A 17,733-nucleotide genomic window follows, 5' to 3' on the forward strand; every position below is an offset into this window, starting at 1 on the left:
GGTGTCAGTGCTCGAAGACGCGGAAGACGGCGAAGAAGATTTCCAGGACGATGAGCAGGACGATGACGGCCTCCAGCGTGTGGGAGCGGTCGATGTCCACGTCGCCCTTGAGCAGGCCATACGTTTGGGCCAGCAACTGTTGCTTGCGGGTGACGGAGGCCTGCCACGGCGGGATGCGCATGCGGCGCACGGCGTTCTCGTAGACCTTGGCCAGGTAGAAGTCGCCGATGATTTTGAGGCTGTTCTCCACGCGCTCGATGAACTCGTTCAGGTCCACCAGCGTGGACAGGGTCTGCCGCGCCAGGGAGCGGTAGGGGCTGCGAAACAGCGTGGCCCAGCCATGCCGCGCGGACTGCACCTTCTCGTGGATGCGGGTGATGTGCGCGTCCAGCCGCTCGTCGTAGTAACGGAACTCCAGCAACTGCGCGTTGGCGATTTCGAGCAGGTCCGGGATGTCCCTGGAGCCCGAAGGCTCGTAGACGAAGGCGCTGTTCCAGTCGATGACCACCAGGTCGTGGATGGTGTAGCTGAAGCGCGACTGGAGCACCGATTCACTCTCACGCGGGGACAGCGGCACCGTGCCGCTCTCCCCCAGCAGCAACGGGGCCAGGTCCGCCTGCTTCAGCAGCTCCTCCGCGGTGGGGTGGCCGCGAATCTCCTCCGCGAAGATGACGGTGTAGCTCTCGTTCTGCTCCCACAGGTGCGGCGCCTGCGCGGCGGGGGCGATGGTGCGGCGCACCCCCTCCACCAGCTCCAGCGCCAGGTCCTCCAACGCCTGGCTGTCATAGAGCTCGTCCGCCATGCGCGTGAGCGTCTCCAGGGAGGTCCCCGGGACGACGGGCACGCGGAGGATGATGGAGGCCGCGCCATGGTCGAACAACCGCGCGGTGGCGTCCACGGCCACGGGGCCGTCACGCAAAGCCAGAGGCCGGCGCCCCAGCTCATACGCGAGCGGTGGATTGGGGAGCTGGAGGTACTGACTGTTCTCCCGTGAGAGCTTGAGCCGGCGCGAGTCCTCCGTCAGGACCCGGCGCGCGCGCTCCAGGTCCAGCTCCTCCGCGATGTCGAAGGTGCGGTAGCAGAGGACGTACGCCTTGTCGAAGAGCAGCGGAGCGGCAGCGTCCATGGTGCGGACAGGCTAACCCGCGGCCATGACAATCACCGGCCTTCCCCACGGACATGCGAGACAGTCGTCACTCGCGGCCCGGGGCCCTCCCCAGGGGACGGCCCACGGGACGGAGGGACTGTCTTTCGCCCGCCAGGCCGCTCAGGGCCGGTGGCGCGGCGGGGGCGGCGCCAGCTCCGTGCGCACGTCCCACAGCTCCGGGAAGAAGCGCAGGTCCAACGCCTTGCGCAGGAAGCCCACGCCGGACGAGCCGCCCGTGCCCTGCTTGAAGCCGATGATGCGCATCACCGTCATCATGTGGCGGTAGCGCCAGAGCTGGAAGCGCTCCTCGGTGTCCACCAGCTTCTCGCACATCTCATACGCGTCCCAGTGCGCCTCGGTGTCCTCGTAGATGCGGCGGAACACCTCCACCACCTCGGGGCTCTTCTCGTAGGGCTTGCGCCAGTCCCGCTGCGCGTGGCTCTGCGGCACCGGGTGTCCCATGCGCGACAGGTGGCGCAGGAACTCGTCATACAGGCTGGGGGATTCGAACAGCCGCTCCAGCTCCCCGTGGATGGTGGGGACGTGGCGGAAGGGCGTCAGCGCCTGCGCGTCCTTGTTGCCCAGCAGGAACTCCAACGCCCGGTACTGGAAGCTCTGGAAGCCGGAGGAGCTGCCCAGCGTGTCGCGGAACTCCAGGTACTCGTTGGGCGTGAGCGTCTCCAACACGCTCCACTGCTCGAAGAGCATCCGCTGGATGTGCGCCACGCGGGCGAAAATCTTGAACGACGGCTCCAGCCGGTCCGCCTGGACGTAGCGGATGCAGGCGCCCAGCTCGTGGATGAGCAGCTTCATCCACAGCTCGCTCGTCTGGTGCTGGATGATGAACAGCAGCTCGTCGTGGTGCGGCGGCTGCGAGCGCGTCACCTGAGCCGACAAGAGCCGGTCGAGCTGCAGATAGTCACCGTACGTGGTCCTTCCGGCCAGGTCGGTGATGATTCCAGGCTCCAAATCGCGTTTGTTCATGGGCCCGGGCATTCATGCTCGTGCAAGCCCCCACGGGCAAGTCTCTCCCGCATGGGCGGTCCCCGAACCCTCTCTGAACGACAGAGCGGAATGACGGGGGCGCGGTCACTCTCTGCCCGGGCCGGGGCAGCGTGCCGCTGGCTAGCCTGCGTGCCCAGCCTGAGCGGCCGCCGCCAACGCCTTGGACGCGGCGCGTCCACGCGGCAGCTTGATGTCGTCCACGCTGTCCGGGTCGGCGTAGTCCTTCCAGTCGCTCGGGCGGCGGTTGGTCTTCTCCAGCATGCGGAGCTTCTGGTAGTGGGCCGCGCAGTAGCCCTTGGTGCGGCTGGGCTTGCCGCAGCCGATGATGGCGCAGGCGCGAGCGCCGTCAGCGCCCGCCGCCGCCGGCTTGCGGCCCCGGCGCTTGCCACCCGCCGCCGCGGGAGCCGCCGTCACGGAGCTGCGCGCCGCGGCCGGACGACCCGGGCCACGACGGCCGGCCTTGGCGGCCGCCGGAATCTGGGCGCCGAACAGGGGCCCCACGACCTCCGCCAGCGGGGCCAGGCGCTCGGCCACGTTGCGGAGCGCGTCCAGGTCCGCCGTGCCCTCCTCCAGCCGCGCGACCACGTCACGCAGCGGCTTGAGCTGGACCTCGATTTCATTGCGGATCATGTCGCGAAACGCTTTATCCACGGACATTCGTTGAATCCTCACCTGGGGAACGACAAGGGTAATGCACTACGAAGGGGGGGGCTGATGCTCGATGCTTGTGATGCTGCCCATACCCTTACCTTCCAAAAAAGGTTTTGTCTAAAGGAAGAGATAAAAGTTGTGACTGAGCAACGGACCATTCGCCCCGTTGTCGCAGGTCTCACCTGTTTCCCGGCGGCCCTGGGAGGCCTAACCGTCCCAGGACAGGGACTCCAGCAGGGGGGCTCCCCCAGGCACCTGGAACACCTGGGGACGTGACAGCAGCTCCTCCCGAGTGGCCGATAAATCACGACGCAGGTCTTCCAGCGACAGGGAATCCAGGGCAATCATGAGCTGGGGCAGCCGCGCATTCTCCTCTTCTTGGAAATGCGCCACCGCCAGGTCTTCCAGTGTCAACAGACGCGCCTGCCACTCGGGGTGGCCCGCGGGCAGCTCTTCCAGCTCAGCCATCAGCTCCCGCATGGTGAGATGGTCTTCCGCCTGCACCCGGCTGACTTCGCGGCCCTCCACCCGCGCCATCAACGGGTAGAGGCAGCGCTCCTCCAGTCGCGAGTGAAGCCTCAGCAATGCCAGCAGCTCCGCCGTCAGCCCTCGCAGCTCCTCGGGTTCCACACCCGATACCAGACGCTCGAGACGCTCCTCCAGTTCCCGGTGCTGGTCGATGAGGATGTCGAACGGGCTGCCCATGCGGGAACGTTCGGCACGCACCAGGAAGCAGACAACCTGAGTATGCCTGCGGGCAGGCATTAATCAAACTCCTGCCAGCGCCATCCCGGGGGGATGTTCCATCCTGGGCGCCTGGCTGCCCGCCAGCCAGGGAGCGGGGGCCGGCTGCTGGAGGCGGCGCGCATCCCCATGTTTTTCCACCATGGATGCCCCGCTCGCCAGCCTGCGCCGGGCCGTGTTCCGCCTCGCCGAACAGGGCGCGGCGCTGTCGGCGCTGTACCACCGGGCGTGTCTGGTGGGCGCCGAGCACCTGCCAGTGAAAGGCCCGGTGCTGCTGGTGGGCAACCATGGCGTCTGGGGTTACGAGACGCCTGCCTTCTTTCATCTGATCCACCGGAGCACCGGCCGCTATCCATTGGGCCTGGCGGAGCGGGGGTTCTTCCGCGTTCCGTTGATCCGCACGGTGTTGCCCTGGCTGGGCGGCGTGGAGGGGACGCGGGAGAACGCCCTGACGGCGCTGCGCTCCGGGGCGCTGGTCGTCTGCTATCCGGGCGGCGCGCGGGAGACCTTCAAACGCAGCCAGGGCCGGTACCGGCTGCGCTGGGAGCGGGCCCTGGGCTTCGCGCGGCTGGCGGCCCGCGCGGGCGTGCCCGTGGTGCCCTTCGCCGGGCTGGGGGTGGATGACACCTTCCGGTGGCCCCCAGGCGAGGAGCGCCTGTGCGTGCGCCTGACGGACGATGACAAATACCGGATGCCGTTGGTGATGGGCCTGGGGCCCCTCCCCTGGCCCGTGCGGCTCACCTTCGCCCTGGGCACGCCCCACGCTCCGCCGCCCCCGGATGCCAGTGAATCCAGGCTCCGCTCCTTCCGGGACGGCGTGGCCGCCAGCGTGAAGCGGCTGCTGACGAGGCACCCCCATGCATGAAGCCCTGTCACCGCGCCCGGGGGGCCGCCCCCACGGCCCGCCGCTCGTCCCGGAGGTGGAAGACATCCAGGCGGGCTACGCGCACCTGGACTGTGAGCCGCGCTCCGTGCGAGGCACACCGGTACGCCTGTTCACCTTTCCAGGCGGCACCACGGACGAGACACGCACCGTGGTGTGTCTCCCGGGGCTGGGAGCCAGTGGCCGCTCCTTCGCGCCCCTGGAGCCGCTGGCGGACACCTTGAGGCTGCTGCTGTGGACGCCGCCGCCGCGGACCCCCGCCACCCACACCCCGCTGCTGTGGAACCTGGCGGTGCTGGACCACGCGGAGTCCCTGCTGCCGGGCCGCTTCGCCCTGATGGGGTCCTCCTACGGGAGCCTGCTGTCCATGGCCTATGCCCTGGCCCACCCGGAGCGGGTGAAGGCGCTGGTGCTGGTGTCGCCGGTGGCCAGCGTGCACCGCATCCGCCGGCTGGCCCTGACGCTGTCCACCCTGGTGCGCGCGCCCCGGCCCCTGGCGTACCTGCTGGCCCCCACCGTGGCCCGGGTGCTGGGCGGCCGCGGGCTGCCCCCGGAGGGCCGGGCTGAAATCGTGCGCGAGGCCCGGCGGCTGTCCCCCATGGAGCTGCTGCGCCGGCTCCGGGACATCCTGGCCACCAACCTGATGTCCCGGCTCCATGAGCTGCGGGTGCCCACGCTCATCATCCAGGGCGGCCGCGACGTGCTGGTGCCGCCCCGCGCCGCCCATGACGTGGCCCGCCACATCCCCGGAGCCCGGCTGGCCCTCATCCGGGGCGCCAGCCACCTGCCCTACATGAGCCACCCCGCCGCCTTCAACGCCCTGGCCGGAGACTTCCTCCGGCAGCACCTGGACTGACTCGCCCCACCCACGCCATGACGACCGACGCCACGCACCTGTCCCGCTCCGCCCTGCTGTTCCTGGCCCGCAAGCCCGGCCTGGAGGAGGTCGCCATGCGCCTGCGCCCCTTCCGGCGGCTGGCGTCGCGCTTCATCGCCGGAGAGACGCTGGAGGAGGCCGTGGACGCGGTGAGGGCGCTGTCCGCGCGGGGGCTCATGGCCTCGTTCGACCACCTCAACGAGGCCGTCCAGACGCCGGAGGAGACGCGGGAGGAGGTGCGCCAGTACCAGCGGCTGCTGGCCCGCATCGACGCGGTGGGCGTGCGGGCCAACGTGTCGCTGAAGCTCACCCAATGCGGGCTGCTCTTCGACGAGGCCCTGGCCCTGGAGAACGCGCGCGCGGTGGTGGCGGAGGCCGCGGCGCGAGACTCCTTCGTGCGCATCGACATGGAGCACAGCGCGGTGACGCAGGTGACGCTGGACATCGTGCGCCAGCTCCGCGCGGAGTTCGGTGAGCCTCACGTGGGCGCCGTGTTGCAGAGCGCCCTGCGCCGCACGGAGCAGGATGCCAGGGACTTGTGCGCGGAGCGCATCCGCGTCCGGCTGTGCAAGGGCGCCTATCTGGAGAAGCCCGACGTGGCCTTTCCAGACAAACGCGACGTGGACGCCAGCTTCGTGCGCGCCATGCGCGTGCTGCTCGACAGCGGCGTGTATCACGGCATCGCCACGCACGATGAGCGGATGATTGAAGCGACACTGGACCACGCGGCGAAGCAGGGCGTGCCGCGCGGCGCCTTCGAGTTCCAGATGCTCTACGGCATCCGCAGGGACTTGCAGGAACGACTCGTGAGGGAGGGTCACCCGGTGCGCGTCTACGTGCCGTACGGGCGGCACTGGTACCCGTACTTCATGCGCCGGCTGGCCGAGCGCCCCGCCAACCTGACGTTCCTGCTGCGCAACCTGGTACGTGGGTAGGAAGCGGTGCGCGCGCGCCCCGCGCCCCATGCGGGCCGGCGCGTGCGGGCCGCCACGTGAAACACGCGGATGAAACACCAGACCGCGCGCGCCTCCGGCCTCCGGCGCGCGGCGTCAACGCCAACCGTGAACGGACCGGGGCGTTTGGACAGGCATGCCGGGTCAGCCTGGCACCCACCGTGGCTTGCCCGTAGCGGCATTCCCTGCTCATGGCGGCGGGATGTCTCGCCTCAAGGCGCGGCTGCGTCACCAGCGGGCGGCAGCCCCCTCCGCCGCCGCGCGCGGGGGCCGTGGATGGCCCGCAGGGCCGGGTGCCCCCGGAGGAACACGCCACGGGAGGCGTCCCTAGCTTTCCCGCATGGCGCTGCCCATCGAAGCCCACGCCCTCATCGGAGACACGCACAGCGCCGCGCTGGTGGCCCGTGACGGCGCCGTCGACTGGTTGTGCTGGCCGCGCTTCGACTCGGACGCGTGCTTCGCGGCGCTGCTCGGCGAGCCGAAACATGGCTTCTGGCGCATCGCCCCCTCGGTGCCCGCGCGGCGCGTGCACCGCCGCTACGCGCGCGACACGCTGGTGCTGGAGACGGAGTTCCACACCGACGCAGGCGTCGTGCGGCTGTGTGACTTCATGCCGCTGCGCGAGGACACGCCGCGGTTGATTCGCATCGTGGAGTCCCGCTCCGGGGAGGTGCCGCTGCGCATGGAGTTCGCGCCCTGCTTCGGCTACGGCGACCGCACGCCCTGGGCCCGGCTGATTCCGGGGGGCGTCAGCACCAAGGCCGGCCCGGACGCGCTCTACCTGTCCACGGCGCTGCCGCTGCGGTTGGAGCACAGCCACGCGCTCGCGGACTTCCGCGTGCCCGCGGGGCAACGGCAGGCCTTCGTCCTGTCCTGGCATCCTTCCCATCTGCCGCCGCCGCGTCAGCCGCCGGACCCGCTGCTCACGCGCGAGGACACGGAGCGGTGGTGGCGCGCCTGGGCCCACCGCTGCGTGCATGAGAGCCCCTGGCGCGAGCAGGTGACACGCTCGCTCATCACCCTCAAGGCGCTCACCTACTCCCCCACCGGCGGCGTGGTCGCCGCGCCCACCACGTCCCTGCCGGAGCGGCTGGGCGGCGTGCGCAACTGGGACTACCGCTTCTGCTGGCTGCGCGACGCCACCCTCACCCTGCTGACGTTGCTGAACGCGGGCTACACCCAGGAGGCCCAGGCGTGGCGGGACTGGCTGCTGCGCGCGGTGGCCGGCGAGCCCGACGAATTGCAAATCCTCTATGGCGTGGCCGGCGAGCGCCGCGTCACCGAGCTGGAGCTACCCTGGCTGCCGGGCCATGAGGGCTCCCGCCCGGTGCGCATCGGCAACGCCGCCGTGGGCCAGCTCCAGTTGGACGTGTTCGGCGAGATTGCCGACTGCCTCTACCACGCGCTCCGCCACGGCGTCTGTTCGGACGCCGAGGCCTGGGACGTGAGCGTCCACCTGCTGCGCTTCGTGGAGCGCAACTGGGACCAACCCGACGAGGGCATCTGGGAGGTGCGCGGCGGACGCCAGCAGTTCACCCACTCCAAGGTCATGGCGTGGGTGGCCATGGACCGGATGGTGAAGACGGCGCACCTTCGCGGCATGCGCGGCGCGCATGTGGAGCGCTGGGTGGCGCTGCGAGAGCAGATGCACGCGGAAATCTGCGCGCGGGGCTACGACGCGCGCCGCAACACCTTCACCCAGGCCTTCGGCGGCGCGGCGCTGGATGCCAGCCTCCTCCTGATTCCCCTGGTGGGCTTCCTCCCGCCCCACGACGCGCGCGTGCGCGGCACCGTGGAGGCCATCCAGCGCGAGCTCTGCTACGACGGGCTGGTGCGCCGCTACCACACGCACGAGACGCGGGACGGCCTGCCTCCGGGCGAGGGCGTCTTCCTGGCGTGCAGCTTCTGGATGGCGGACGCGCTGGCGCTGATGGGCCGCCACCGCGAGGCGCGCGAGCTCTTCGAGCACCTGCTGGGCCTGTGCAACGACGTGGGCCTGCTGTCCGAGGAGTACGACCCGGTGGCCCACAAGATGACGGGCAACTTCCCGCAGGCCTTCAGCCACCTCGCGCTGGTGGGCAGCGCGTTCAACCTCTCACGCGAGGGGGGCCCCGGCCAGGAGCGGAGCCACTGAGGGCCCGGAAACACAGCGGGCCCCGGCGCGCGGTGGGAGCCTGGTCCCACCTCGTCCGGAGCCCGGGGTGCGCGACACGCGGAGACTAAACCGCCTCGACGAATCCCCTAAACCCCGGAACGGTTGTTCCAATGAAGGGGGTGGTGGTGATGGGGCAGCAGCCATTCAGGCTGACGCCCGAGCAGATGGAGGAGCGGCGATTGTTCGCCGCTTCACTGCTGAAATCGGGCTGGCGCCCAGTCGACGTAGCGGACGAGTGCGGTGTCACCCGGGGGGCGGTGTCTCAATGGTGCAAAGCCCTCGCACAGGGCGGTGTCAGGAAGCTGCGGCGCAAGCCGCATCAGGGGCGTCCCTCGCAGCTGAGCCCCTCGCAGTGGAAGCAAGTGGCCCGAGCGCTCAATGCCGGCGCTGTCAGGGCCGGCTTTCCCACGGAGCGGTGGACCCTTCCACGCATCGCACATCTCATCGAGCACCGCTGGGGCGTGCGGTACCACCCACGCTCCCTGACGAGGCCGCTGCATCGGCTCGGGTTCTCCGCGCACCGCCCTCGTTCCCAGGCCAGCGAGCGGGATGATGCGCTCATCGAAGCTTGGGTGCGAAGAGATTGGCCTCGAATAAAAAGGGGGCTCGAAGAAGCGGGAGGACAATTGCCTTCTTGGATGAGACGGGTCACACGTTTCGGGCCCGCCTGGGCACCACCTGGGCGCCGGTGGGACAAGTCCGAGTCCTCAAGCGTCTGAGCAGGCGCCGAGAGATTTCCAGCGTCGTGCTCCTGACGGCGCCGCGGGGGCGTGAACGCCCCAAGGTGTTCGCCCGCCACTTCGTCGGCGCTGTCCACGACAAGGAAGTCATCGCCGCATTGAGGTACTTCCATCGGCGCCTCGGACGTCCGCTCGTCATCATCTGGGACCGCCTTCAGGCGCACCGTTCCAAGGCGGTCAGGGCCTGGCTGCAACGCCACTCGAAGGACGTCCTCGTCGAGTGGCTGCCCCCGTACGCTCCTGACCTCAACCCAGAGGAGGGCTGCAATGGCGTGGTGAAGGAGGCATTGCTCAACGCAACGCCCCCTGCCATTTCGGACCTCATGCGCCTGGCGCGAAGGGAATTTCGGGCCCTACAGCATCGTCCCGACGTCCTTCGCTCCTTCTTCGAGCACGCTGGGCTGGATGTTTAGCGGACTCGTCGAGGCGGTTTAGAAGTAGCCGCCGATGGTGGAGGCGACGCTGAAGTTCACCTCCACCTCGTCGCCCAGGCCGAAGGCCAGGCGCGGGCCACCGCCCACGAAGAAGTGCGGCGTCACGTGGAAGAGGAAGGGCGCGTAGCCTTCCAGGATGACCGTGACGTTGGCGGGGAGCGACTGGTTGGCGAAGGGCAGGATGTCGTCGCCGATGTACAGCGACACCTGGCCCTTGGGCCACACCGACACACGCTCGGTGAGCGGGATGTTGTAGCCGACGCGCGCGTTCAGGCCGAAGGCGGCGATGGTGTCACCGCTGCCGAAGAGCGCGCGGACCTGGAGGCCGCTACCGACGGACAGGTTCTTCTTGAGGAAGTAGTCCGCGCCGGGCTCCAGGAAGACGTAGCCAACGCCGCTGCCCTGCGTGGAGTACCCCAGGCTGGCGGAGGCATCCGTGCTGATGACGAACTGCCCCTCCGAACCGAAGCTCCCCGACGACTCCTGAGCGCCAGCGCTCACCGACGCCATGACGCCCGCCACCACGGCCAGGTTCTTCCAGTTGCTTGCCTTCATGAGACGTCCCTCCGTTGCGTAGGCCCGGCGCACATGTCCGGGCGCTCGGCGCCTCTTCTAGCCAATGGGCGCGGCGGAACATCATTTATTTCGTCATGGTTCTGAACAGTCACGCCGAAGTCAGGTGGGTTCAGCCGTGTGACGGCGCCACCAGGGCCCCGCGTCCAGCAGATGTGTACGGCCCGGCAATGGGTGAAACCCATTCTTGCGCGCCGAGAAACCGCGCTCCATGACAGGCCCAGCCCGCGGGCGGCTTCGAGGACTTCCTCACCGGCTTCCTGGTGGACGCGAAGAAGCCGGAGACCCTCGCGCGGCCGGTGGGCCTGCTGGAGCACCCGGACGGGAGCCTGCTGCTGACGGACGACGGCAACGGGCGCATCTACCGCATCCACTACACGCGCCAGGTCAACTGTCCCAGGACAGCGTGTACTCGCTGTCCAGCAGGGACGTCTGGCCGCCGCGCACCTGGATGTCCTGGGCGCCTACGGCGAGGAGCGCGCCTTCGAGCATGCCCTCATTGTAGGCCACGGGGGTGAAGATGCGGCGCATGTGGATGCGGCCCGAGCGCGGGCCGGTCCACGCCACCTGGAGCTCGCCGAAGTTGATGGCCATGCGGTAGGCCTCCGGGAGCATCTCCACCAGGCGCTTGGGCTCGCCGCCCACCTGCTGGCGGACCTCGGCGCCGAACATGGAGTTGATGAAGGCCAGCGTGCCCTGGACGCCGAGCTGCCGCATGGCCTCCTCGACGCCGCCGAGCTGCGGGGCCAACAACCCGGCCGCGGAGAAGAACACGCGCATGAAGGGCGGGACGGGGTAGAGCTCGGTGGTGTCCAGGTCGGCGGGGAAGTCACCGCCTTGCTGGATGCGGGCCACGGCCTGCTCACCGCCGAGGAAGCGCACGGTGTCGAGGACGGCGGCGAAGTGCATGCCGCGAATCCCCTCGGACGCCTCCACGAGCGCGAGCCGCGAGCTCAGCTCGCGCTCCACATCCTCTGGCGTGTCCCACTTGCCGCGCTCCATGCTGGCCTCCCGTCGAAAAACGCGGGGATGCTGGCACAGCCTGGCCACCCGCGCGAACTCCGGGCGGCCGTGGCGCGGTGCGTCCCACCTGTCACGTCCGTCGCGCGACGTGACTCAGGGCGCGGGCTGGACGGCCGGCGCGGCCGCCTCGCGGCGCAGGCGCGCTTCGAAGACGAAGGTGCCGAAGGGGAGCAGCGACGCGAAGACGCCGCCCACCACGCGCAGGAAGGACCAGCGGTGGACGATGGCCGCCTCCATCAGCGCGAAGAGATAGAGGACGAAGAGCAGGCCGTGGGCCCAGCCGGTGAACTTCACGGCCTGCGGCATGCCCGCCAGGTACTTCAGGGGCATGGCGATGAAGAAGAGCGCGATGACGGACAGGCCCTCCGCGAGGGCCACGGCGCGGAAACGTCCCAGAGGCGTGTTCAGCATGAAATCTCCCCCGCCTGTTTCCCACTCCCGGACGCCGCGGTCCATGAGTCATGGTGACGCAGGGGGGCTGCCTGGTTGGCTGCTGGGGGCTGGAGGAACGGCGTCCCGTTCCGTTCCAGGGAGTTCTCCGGTGTGCCCCTTCCATCCACGTTGGAGGGACACACTGGAGGCACCTGCGTGGGGGGCCTGGGGCTAGCTCGTACTGATGACGTCCTGAGCTGCCTGGAGGCGACGGGGGCTCCGCATGCCCAGTTCGACCATGACCTCGCGGGCTCGCTTCGCCATCTCGTGCAGTTCCGCCGCCACTTCGTTCCGGCCGTAGACGGCTCCCTCTCCAAGCCAGCGGCGCAGGTCCGCCGCCAGCTCGCGCGCCGTCTGGTAGCGGGCGTCTGGCTGGGGCTGAAGGAGCTTGCGCAGCGTCACGCTCAACGCCTGCGGAAGCGGCTCGGTCAACATCTCCAGGTCCGCCTGCGTGTAGGTCGCCGCGCGCCAGATGGCATCCGCCACCATGGGAGGGCTCCCCGCGAGATGAGCCCGTTGGATGGCACGCCGGACACGCGACCGCTGCCGAACCGACAGCGAGCCTTTCACCTCCTCGGTCAATGCGTCCGGAGCATCAAGGAGGTTCCTGCCCGTCGCGAGTTCAAGCAGGACGTTGCCCAGCGCGAAGAGGTCCGACCTCGCGTCCACCCGGCCCGTCAGGAGCATTTCCGGGGAGGAGTAGAACGCATCCCCTTGCGGCCGACGCACCGTGGACGAAACGCGGCCGGGCAGGTCCGACAGGGCGAGCCCGAAGTCAGCGACCTGCACGTCGCCGTTCCAGTCGACGAAGAGGCGCTCCACGTCGAGCGCCCGGTGAACGATGTGGAGGGCGCGCCCCTGCTCGTCCTTCGCCTCGTGGGCATGCTCCAGGGCCTCTGCGGCTCGCACACCCACATGGAGGGTGAAGAGGGGCGAGAACCGGCGACCGCACTCCCCGGACAGCGTCAGCAGCGTGCTGATGCTGTGCCCCGACGGGTGCTCGGTGATGACGTACCAGCACCCTTCCGCCTTGTGGAGCCCGTGGACACGGAGGATGCCCGGATGGTGGAGATACGCCGCGAGGCGCACCTGCTCTTCAAGCTTCGCCCGTGCCCGCTTGATGCGGGGCATCTCCATCAACTTCGGAACGCCGACCGCCTTGAGCAGCACCTTGCCTCGGATGCCGCCTTCCGCAGTGCGGCGCCGGGCCAGCAGAAGACTCAACCCATGGTGAACCTCGCCCAGGTCTTCGCGAAACTCGTACTGAAAGCCGTCCCGCGTGAAGAGAATCGCCCCGCGAGGAAGCCTGAATTCACTTGCCGACATGCTCTTTCCTCCCCTTCCGCGCAGGCATCCCAGGCCCACGCGTCACGGAGCAGGTTACCCACAGAGTGGTCAGCAGAGGAACTACCCTGAAAGGTCCTGTCGGGTCTGGCGAGGAGGGGGCGAAAAGCGAGCACCTACCCACCACGTCACCCGGCCCCTCATTTGGGCCAGTGGTGCACGACCCATCCGCCTGTCCGGTTGTAGGCCTTCACCTTGCCGTCCTTGAATCCGTAGGCCTTCGCCTCAGCCACGACGCAGATGGGGTACTCGTCCTGCCCCGGGAGCTTCACGCGGTCATACCGGACGATGAGTGCTGGCCCATTCGAACTCCCCATCTTCTCGGGGAGGTAATAGGCCTTGCCGTAGAAGCGCGTCCCGGCAGGGGCAACCTCCAGTTGCCGTATGACGGAGATGCCTTTCGGGACCACGCCCACCACCTCTGAACCAGCGGTGAACCACACGGTGTCCGCCGGTAGGCGGTCATCCATGACGATGGTGAAGGGCTCGCCGTATTCCCAGCGGAGCTGCTCCTCCATGGCCTGTCTTGCCCCATCTGGGCAGGAGAAGGACTCGGGCCGGATTTGAGCCCCTGGGCAACCCGCCGCCAGCGCCGCCACGAGCGATAGCGACGCGCACTTGACGGCAGCAACGGCCTTCTTCGGCATACGCGGTGTGCGTCCTGGGGGCGGCATTTCAGACGGGGTCTTCACGGTTGAACCTTCCTTCGGAACGGCAACGGTTGCTGGCCCCGGAGTCGTCACGGGCGAGGCACTGAGGGGGGACATAGCAGGAGGGGTTGTCTTGGGCGGTGGGGAATGGGTGGCGACGGGAGCGCGCGCGTCCATGGCGTCGCGCCGCTCGACAGGCCGCCAGGGAACGCCCCCCCAGGAGCGCCAGAGGAGCGCGACAACGACCAGCGCGACAATCCCGGCGAGCCCCATCATCCACTGGCTTCGGCCCAGCGGGCGCTCACCCCGGGCAACGTGCCGCTTGAGCGGCGGAGGGCTGGTGGGAATCACCAGGGCCTCAGGGACCGGCCCTCCGTGACGCTGCTCCGACGGCGGATGGCCTGGCACGTCGTATTCGGCGGAAGGCTCGGCTCGGAGTTCCGCCAGTTCGCGGCGCAGCGCCTCGGTGTCAACCGGGCGCCGCTTGGGGTCCAGGGCCACCATGCTCTCAATGAGGTCGCTCACCGCCGCTGGAACCCGCGCATTCGCCAGGCGCGGCGAAGGCGGCGGCAAGGCTGCGTTGTTCAAGTCGAAGCGCGGACGAAACTCCGTCGGTCGCGGGTCCGTCAGCAGCTCATGGAGCATGACGCCGACCGCGAAGATTTCGTCGGCGACCTGGAAGGCGTAGCGGGCCCGGTGCTCATCCTTGTGCTCGCGCAGGAACTTGAATTGCTCAGGTGCGCGGTAGCGGTCCGTGCCCGGAGGCAAGCCTCCGTCTGTCAGGGCTTCGGAAAGAGCGTAGGTCGCGCAACTGAAGTCGATGATGACCGGCTCACCGTCGCTTTTCCGAATGAGCACGTTGGACAGCTTCAAGTCCCGATGAAAGACGCCCCGGCCGTGCATGTACGCCAGCGCACCGGCGAGCTTCTCGAACACTCCGAGGACTTCGCGAACGGTTGGGTGCTTGCGCTCCACCCACTCCGCGAGCGTCCAACCGTCTATGTAGTCGAGCGCGAGGTACAGGTTGCCGCTCTCCGCGAAACCATGCCCCTGCGGCCTGACGATATTCGGATGGTCCAGCATGAGCAGCACCGTCAGCTCTCGCAGCGTCCGGGTGTGGGTCTGCTTGGGGTCCCCACTGGCTTCACGGTGTTGGGCCACCTTGATGGCGCGGTGTTGGCCGTTCTTCTCACCCAGGAAGACGCGGGCGAAACCGCCTGCCCCGAGTGCCTTGGCCACCTGCCACCCGTCAATCAACGAACCAGGCGGCAGGTCAAGCAACGTCACGTTCATCGGGCATCCCCTGCGATGAGCTTTGGGAAGCGCACGCCTGGAATCGCGAGGCGACGCCCCCCATCCCCGAGCACCTCCAGGGTGAAGACGAGGTCCGCATTCGCCGTTGGCACCTCCACGACCGCGAGCACGCGCCCTTGCCCCCCCGGAGCAATGGGCCCCGGCCGCTCCGCGATGAGCCGCGCGCGCAGGGGCGCGCCAACACGCCCCTTGAACGTCGCCGCTCGTGGTGTCCACGCGGAGCGCTCAGAGCGGTTCTCAATCCTCACGTCGGCCAGAACCCAACCCCTGCCACGAAGAGCAATGTACGACTCCACAGCAAGCTCCTGCACGGGATCTAGCCCCTGGCTGCTGGACGTCGTGACCCCTCCAATGCCCACGTAGCCGAGCAGCACGAAGTCTTCCGGCTTCGGCACCGGGCATTGGGTGCTGGGCTGGCAAACCGTGTTTGGCGCCTCCGGGCGCTCCACGTCGATCCGGGAGTCCACTTCGGCCGGGTCGGTTACGAGCGCGAAGGCGGCCCTCGCAGGCGCCTTGCCGTCCGCGAAGAAGACTCCCATCTCTTGGCGTTCGTCCTTCGGGAGGTCGGACACGGCCTGAACGATGACCGACCGCTCCCCCGCGTCCAAGACGCGGAGCCGCGATTCGTCGAAGGTGAGGGACTTCCGTTGAATCGGAGAGGGGAACAGGAACAACGTCGGTGTGTCCTGGGCGATGTGGACCACGGGCAGAGGCTCACCTGCGCCATTCGCGACGGTGACGGAGCGCTCGCGTCTGACGCGGGGGCCCGGTGACGGCTCGGCGTGCGCCGCTGCTCCCCATGCAAGCGCCAGCGCAAAGGCCAATCTGAAAGGTTGGAGCAAGGACGCGTGACCTCCCACATGGGCAGGCTACCATCACCAACATCCGCGCAGGGGAACTCCCGCCGCCGCGTCGGGTCATGCCACCGTTGGGGCACACTGGGGTGCTACGGCTCGGGCGCGGGGGGCCACCCGCTTCGTTCAGGCTTCGTCGTCGGGAAGGAGTGTTCGGAGCAACGCGTCGTCAGGTCCCAGCGGGCGCCAACCAGGAGGCGGGGGATTGGCGAAGAGCGCGTCACTTGCTTGATCAACCCGAAGCTTATGGGTTTCGGGTGTGAAGGAGTACCAAGCAGCCAGTGCGCGAGCGACATCCATCCGGACGTCACCATCCAGCACGGGTGGCCAGCCGTTGGGAAGACGCGCGTACAACTCCCGCACGAGTTGCCCACGCACCAATCGGGTGAGCATCTTGCTGCGTTCAGCCTCGGCGACCAGCCCCCTGAACACCTGAACGCCGGCGACATCATCCGAGCCAAGCTCCTCTGCAAGAGCGACCAGGGACGCAGTAGGACGGGCATCGGCAAAGGCGGTGACCGAGTCGTACCCTCGCTCGCGGACTCGTTCATACAGGCGGGCTACCCAGTTCCCCTCCCATGAACGACCGTCGGTCATCGGCCTGCACCCTTTGTGAACTTCATCGGGATGTCGTAGCTCCGCATGCGCTCCGCGACGATGTCCAAGATCTGATTCCGCGTCAACGTTCGACCAGACCTGACTTCGGCGCGCCGCAGTTCATCCATGATCATCCGGTTCCACTCACCGGGCCACATGCGCCCCAGCTTCCAGTTCCCTCCTCCGTGAAGCGCCTCATGGTGGGCCCGCTCCAGTTGGACGCAGAAGTGGTCGATGTCCATGTCACCCTTGAAACCGCGCTGCTCAAACCACTCCCGGTGCTCTTTCGGCAGGACGTGATGCTTCGGTGCGCTGGACATGCCCGCGCCTGCCCTGCCCGTCACCTTCATGCCGCGCACTTCGGGGCTGTCCCCCAGCGCTTCGCGCACGCCGTCGGGCAAGTCCTGGTTCGCCTGGGCCATCAGCACTTGCCCGCCATGGATGCGAACCGCCGCGCTGACGGCTGGGAGGGAGAGGACGCCCGCCTGCACCAGCCTGCGCATCATCTCCACCCACTCGGCCGTGACGACGAGCCGCGAGCCCGCCATGACGCCGCCCGAACTCATGATGAGCCCCACGCCAAGCGTCGCGGGTGCTGCTGGTGGCGGCCGGGGGAGTGACACCTTCAGCGTGGAAATCAGGGCGAGCAGCTCCATCACCTGCGCCGCCACCATGACCTTGCCGCCCACCTCCATGGACGAGCGCGCATCCCGACGAATCGTGTCGAATTCGTGGGTCAACTCCCCCATCAGCACGGGCATCGCGGTCGCCGCAGCCTCGATGCGCTCCGCGTCCCCAGACGAGAGGTCCGCCAGCGTCGGAGTCAGCTTGCTTTGCACTCGATGCAGGTCCGCGAACAGCTTCTCGGAGCCGCACATGGGACAGTCGCGGAGCAAGACATCAGCGAGTTGCAGGAAGTCCACCCAGGTGGCCAGCAGCAGGGCTCCGAACATCGCGGCCTGGAGCCGAGGCCCCGTCATCCGGAGGAGGCTCAGCTCCATCCCTGAGTCCCCGACTTCCGAAGAAACGCCCGCCAGCGCGGTGGCACTCGCCAGCGATCCTCGCAGCCACATCAGTGAGTCGGAGCCCTGGTCAACGTAGCGCGTGAAGACACCGTCGAGGCTCCGACCACCAGGCGCAAGCGAACGCGAGGTGAGCCGCGCGCGCGTCGCTTCGCTCCTCTCCAGGGTGCGCTTCACTTCATCAATGGCGTCGAGGACCGCTTGCCGTGCCAGGACGGCCCGCGGGCGCCCGCCTCCGACAGCTCCGGATGCGGTACCCGGTGCTACCTTCGTTGCGTCACGACGTTGCCTGACATGACGCAAGAGGCGCTGCCCAGCCCCAGCGCCCGCGAGGG

At 68.6% G+C, this 17,733-nt stretch carries 18 protein-coding genes; 6 read left to right on the plus strand and 12 right to left on the minus strand.

Features of this window, described 5'->3' with window-relative positions; all coding sequences use genetic code 11:
• Nucleotides 1–4: 4 nt before the first annotated feature.
• From MYMAC_RS35940 to MYMAC_RS35955, 4 genes are all read right to left on the minus strand, one after another.
• Entirely contained in the window at nt 5–1,126 is a 1,122-nt protein-coding gene (locus MYMAC_RS35940) for a hypothetical protein (RefSeq protein ID WP_013936953.1), read from the minus strand.
• Between the two features lie 141 nt (nt 1,127–1,267).
• Complete coding sequence (locus MYMAC_RS35945; protein WP_095961349.1) at nt 1,268–2,143, minus strand: tryptophan 2,3-dioxygenase; 876 nt, start codon at nt 2,141–2,143, stop codon at nt 1,268–1,270.
• A 129-nt stretch (nt 2,144–2,272) separates the two neighbouring features.
• Complete coding sequence (locus MYMAC_RS35950) at nt 2,273–2,809, minus strand: hypothetical protein (protein ID WP_043709822.1); 537 nt, start codon at nt 2,807–2,809, stop codon at nt 2,273–2,275.
• 201 nt (nt 2,810–3,010) lie between these two features.
• Entirely contained in the window at nt 3,011–3,568 is a 558-nt protein-coding gene (locus MYMAC_RS35955; protein ID WP_095961350.1) for a hemerythrin domain-containing protein, read from the minus strand.
• Between the two features lie 121 nt (nt 3,569–3,689).
• Here MYMAC_RS35955 and MYMAC_RS35960 point away from each other — a divergent pair, with 121 nt between their 5' ends.
• The 6 genes from MYMAC_RS35960 to MYMAC_RS35985 all read left to right on the plus strand — a co-directional run bounded on the left by MYMAC_RS35960 (nt 3,690) and on the right by MYMAC_RS35985 (nt 9,568).
• Nucleotides 3,690–4,412: a lysophospholipid acyltransferase family protein gene (locus MYMAC_RS35960; RefSeq protein WP_095961351.1), complete on the plus strand. Its 723-nt coding sequence runs from the start codon at nt 3,690–3,692 to the stop codon at nt 4,410–4,412.
• Complete coding sequence (locus tag MYMAC_RS35965; RefSeq protein ID WP_013936945.1) at nt 4,405–5,286, plus strand: alpha/beta fold hydrolase; 882 nt, start codon at nt 4,405–4,407, stop codon at nt 5,284–5,286. Before MYMAC_RS35960 ends, MYMAC_RS35965 begins: the two co-directional genes overlap by 8 nt.
• A 17-nt stretch (nt 5,287–5,303) precedes the next feature.
• Nucleotides 5,304–6,242: a proline dehydrogenase family protein gene (locus MYMAC_RS35970; protein WP_095961352.1), complete on the plus strand. Its 939-nt coding sequence runs from the start codon at nt 5,304–5,306 to the stop codon at nt 6,240–6,242.
• A 358-nt stretch (nt 6,243–6,600) separates the two neighbouring features.
• Nucleotides 6,601–8,394: a glycoside hydrolase family 15 protein gene (locus MYMAC_RS35975; RefSeq protein WP_095961353.1), complete on the plus strand. Its 1,794-nt coding sequence runs from the start codon at nt 6,601–6,603 to the stop codon at nt 8,392–8,394.
• Nucleotides 8,395–8,579: 185 nt separating this feature from the next.
• Nucleotides 8,580–9,134, plus strand: coding sequence for an IS630 family transposase (locus MYMAC_RS35980; protein ID WP_239989625.1), 555 nt, complete (start codon nt 8,580–8,582; stop codon nt 9,132–9,134).
• Nucleotides 9,050–9,568: a transposase gene (locus MYMAC_RS35985; protein WP_157757504.1), complete on the plus strand. Its 519-nt coding sequence runs from the start codon at nt 9,050–9,052 to the stop codon at nt 9,566–9,568. The genes MYMAC_RS35980 and MYMAC_RS35985 overlap by 85 nt, the downstream gene beginning before the upstream one ends.
• An 18-nt stretch (nt 9,569–9,586) precedes the next feature.
• On the opposite strand, the gene MYMAC_RS35990 is transcribed toward MYMAC_RS35985, so the two are convergent.
• From MYMAC_RS35990 to MYMAC_RS36030, 8 genes are all read right to left on the minus strand, one after another.
• On the minus strand, nt 9,587–10,144 hold the full coding sequence (locus MYMAC_RS35990; RefSeq protein WP_095961354.1) for a hypothetical protein: 558 nt from the start codon (nt 10,142–10,144) through the stop codon (nt 9,587–9,589).
• A 405-nt stretch (nt 10,145–10,549) separates the two neighbouring features.
• Complete coding sequence (locus MYMAC_RS36000) at nt 10,550–11,164, minus strand: DUF2378 family protein (protein WP_095961355.1); 615 nt, start codon at nt 11,162–11,164, stop codon at nt 10,550–10,552.
• Nucleotides 11,165–11,278: 114 nt separating this feature from the next.
• Nucleotides 11,279–11,596, minus strand: a complete 318-nt coding sequence (locus tag MYMAC_RS36005; protein ID WP_095961356.1) for a DUF3817 domain-containing protein — start codon at nt 11,594–11,596, stop codon at nt 11,279–11,281.
• 192 nt (nt 11,597–11,788) lie between these two features.
• Nucleotides 11,789–12,943 (minus strand): serine/threonine protein kinase, encoded by a 1,155-nt coding sequence (locus MYMAC_RS36010; RefSeq protein WP_095961357.1) that lies wholly within the window; start codon nt 12,941–12,943, stop codon nt 11,789–11,791.
• Between the two features lie 158 nt (nt 12,944–13,101).
• Entirely contained in the window at nt 13,102–14,904 is a 1,803-nt protein-coding gene (locus MYMAC_RS36015; RefSeq protein WP_095961358.1) for a serine/threonine protein kinase, read from the minus strand.
• Nucleotides 14,901–15,767: a DUF2381 family protein gene (locus MYMAC_RS36020; protein WP_095961359.1), complete on the minus strand. Its 867-nt coding sequence runs from the start codon at nt 15,765–15,767 to the stop codon at nt 14,901–14,903. Before MYMAC_RS36020 ends, MYMAC_RS36015 begins: the two co-directional genes overlap by 4 nt.
• 138 nt (nt 15,768–15,905) lie before the next feature.
• Complete coding sequence (locus MYMAC_RS36025) at nt 15,906–16,376, minus strand: NUDIX hydrolase (protein ID WP_095961360.1); 471 nt, start codon at nt 16,374–16,376, stop codon at nt 15,906–15,908.
• A complete protein-coding gene (locus MYMAC_RS36030; protein ID WP_338025987.1) occupies nt 16,373–17,575 on the minus strand; it encodes a DUF2380 domain-containing protein in 1,203 nt (400 codons plus the stop codon). The genes MYMAC_RS36025 and MYMAC_RS36030 overlap by 4 nt, the downstream gene beginning before the upstream one ends.
• Nucleotides 17,576–17,733 lie beyond the last annotated feature (158 nt).

The organism is Corallococcus macrosporus DSM 14697 (genome assembly GCF_002305895.1).
GTDB lineage: Bacteria > Myxococcota > Myxococcia > Myxococcales > Myxococcaceae > Myxococcus > Myxococcus macrosporus.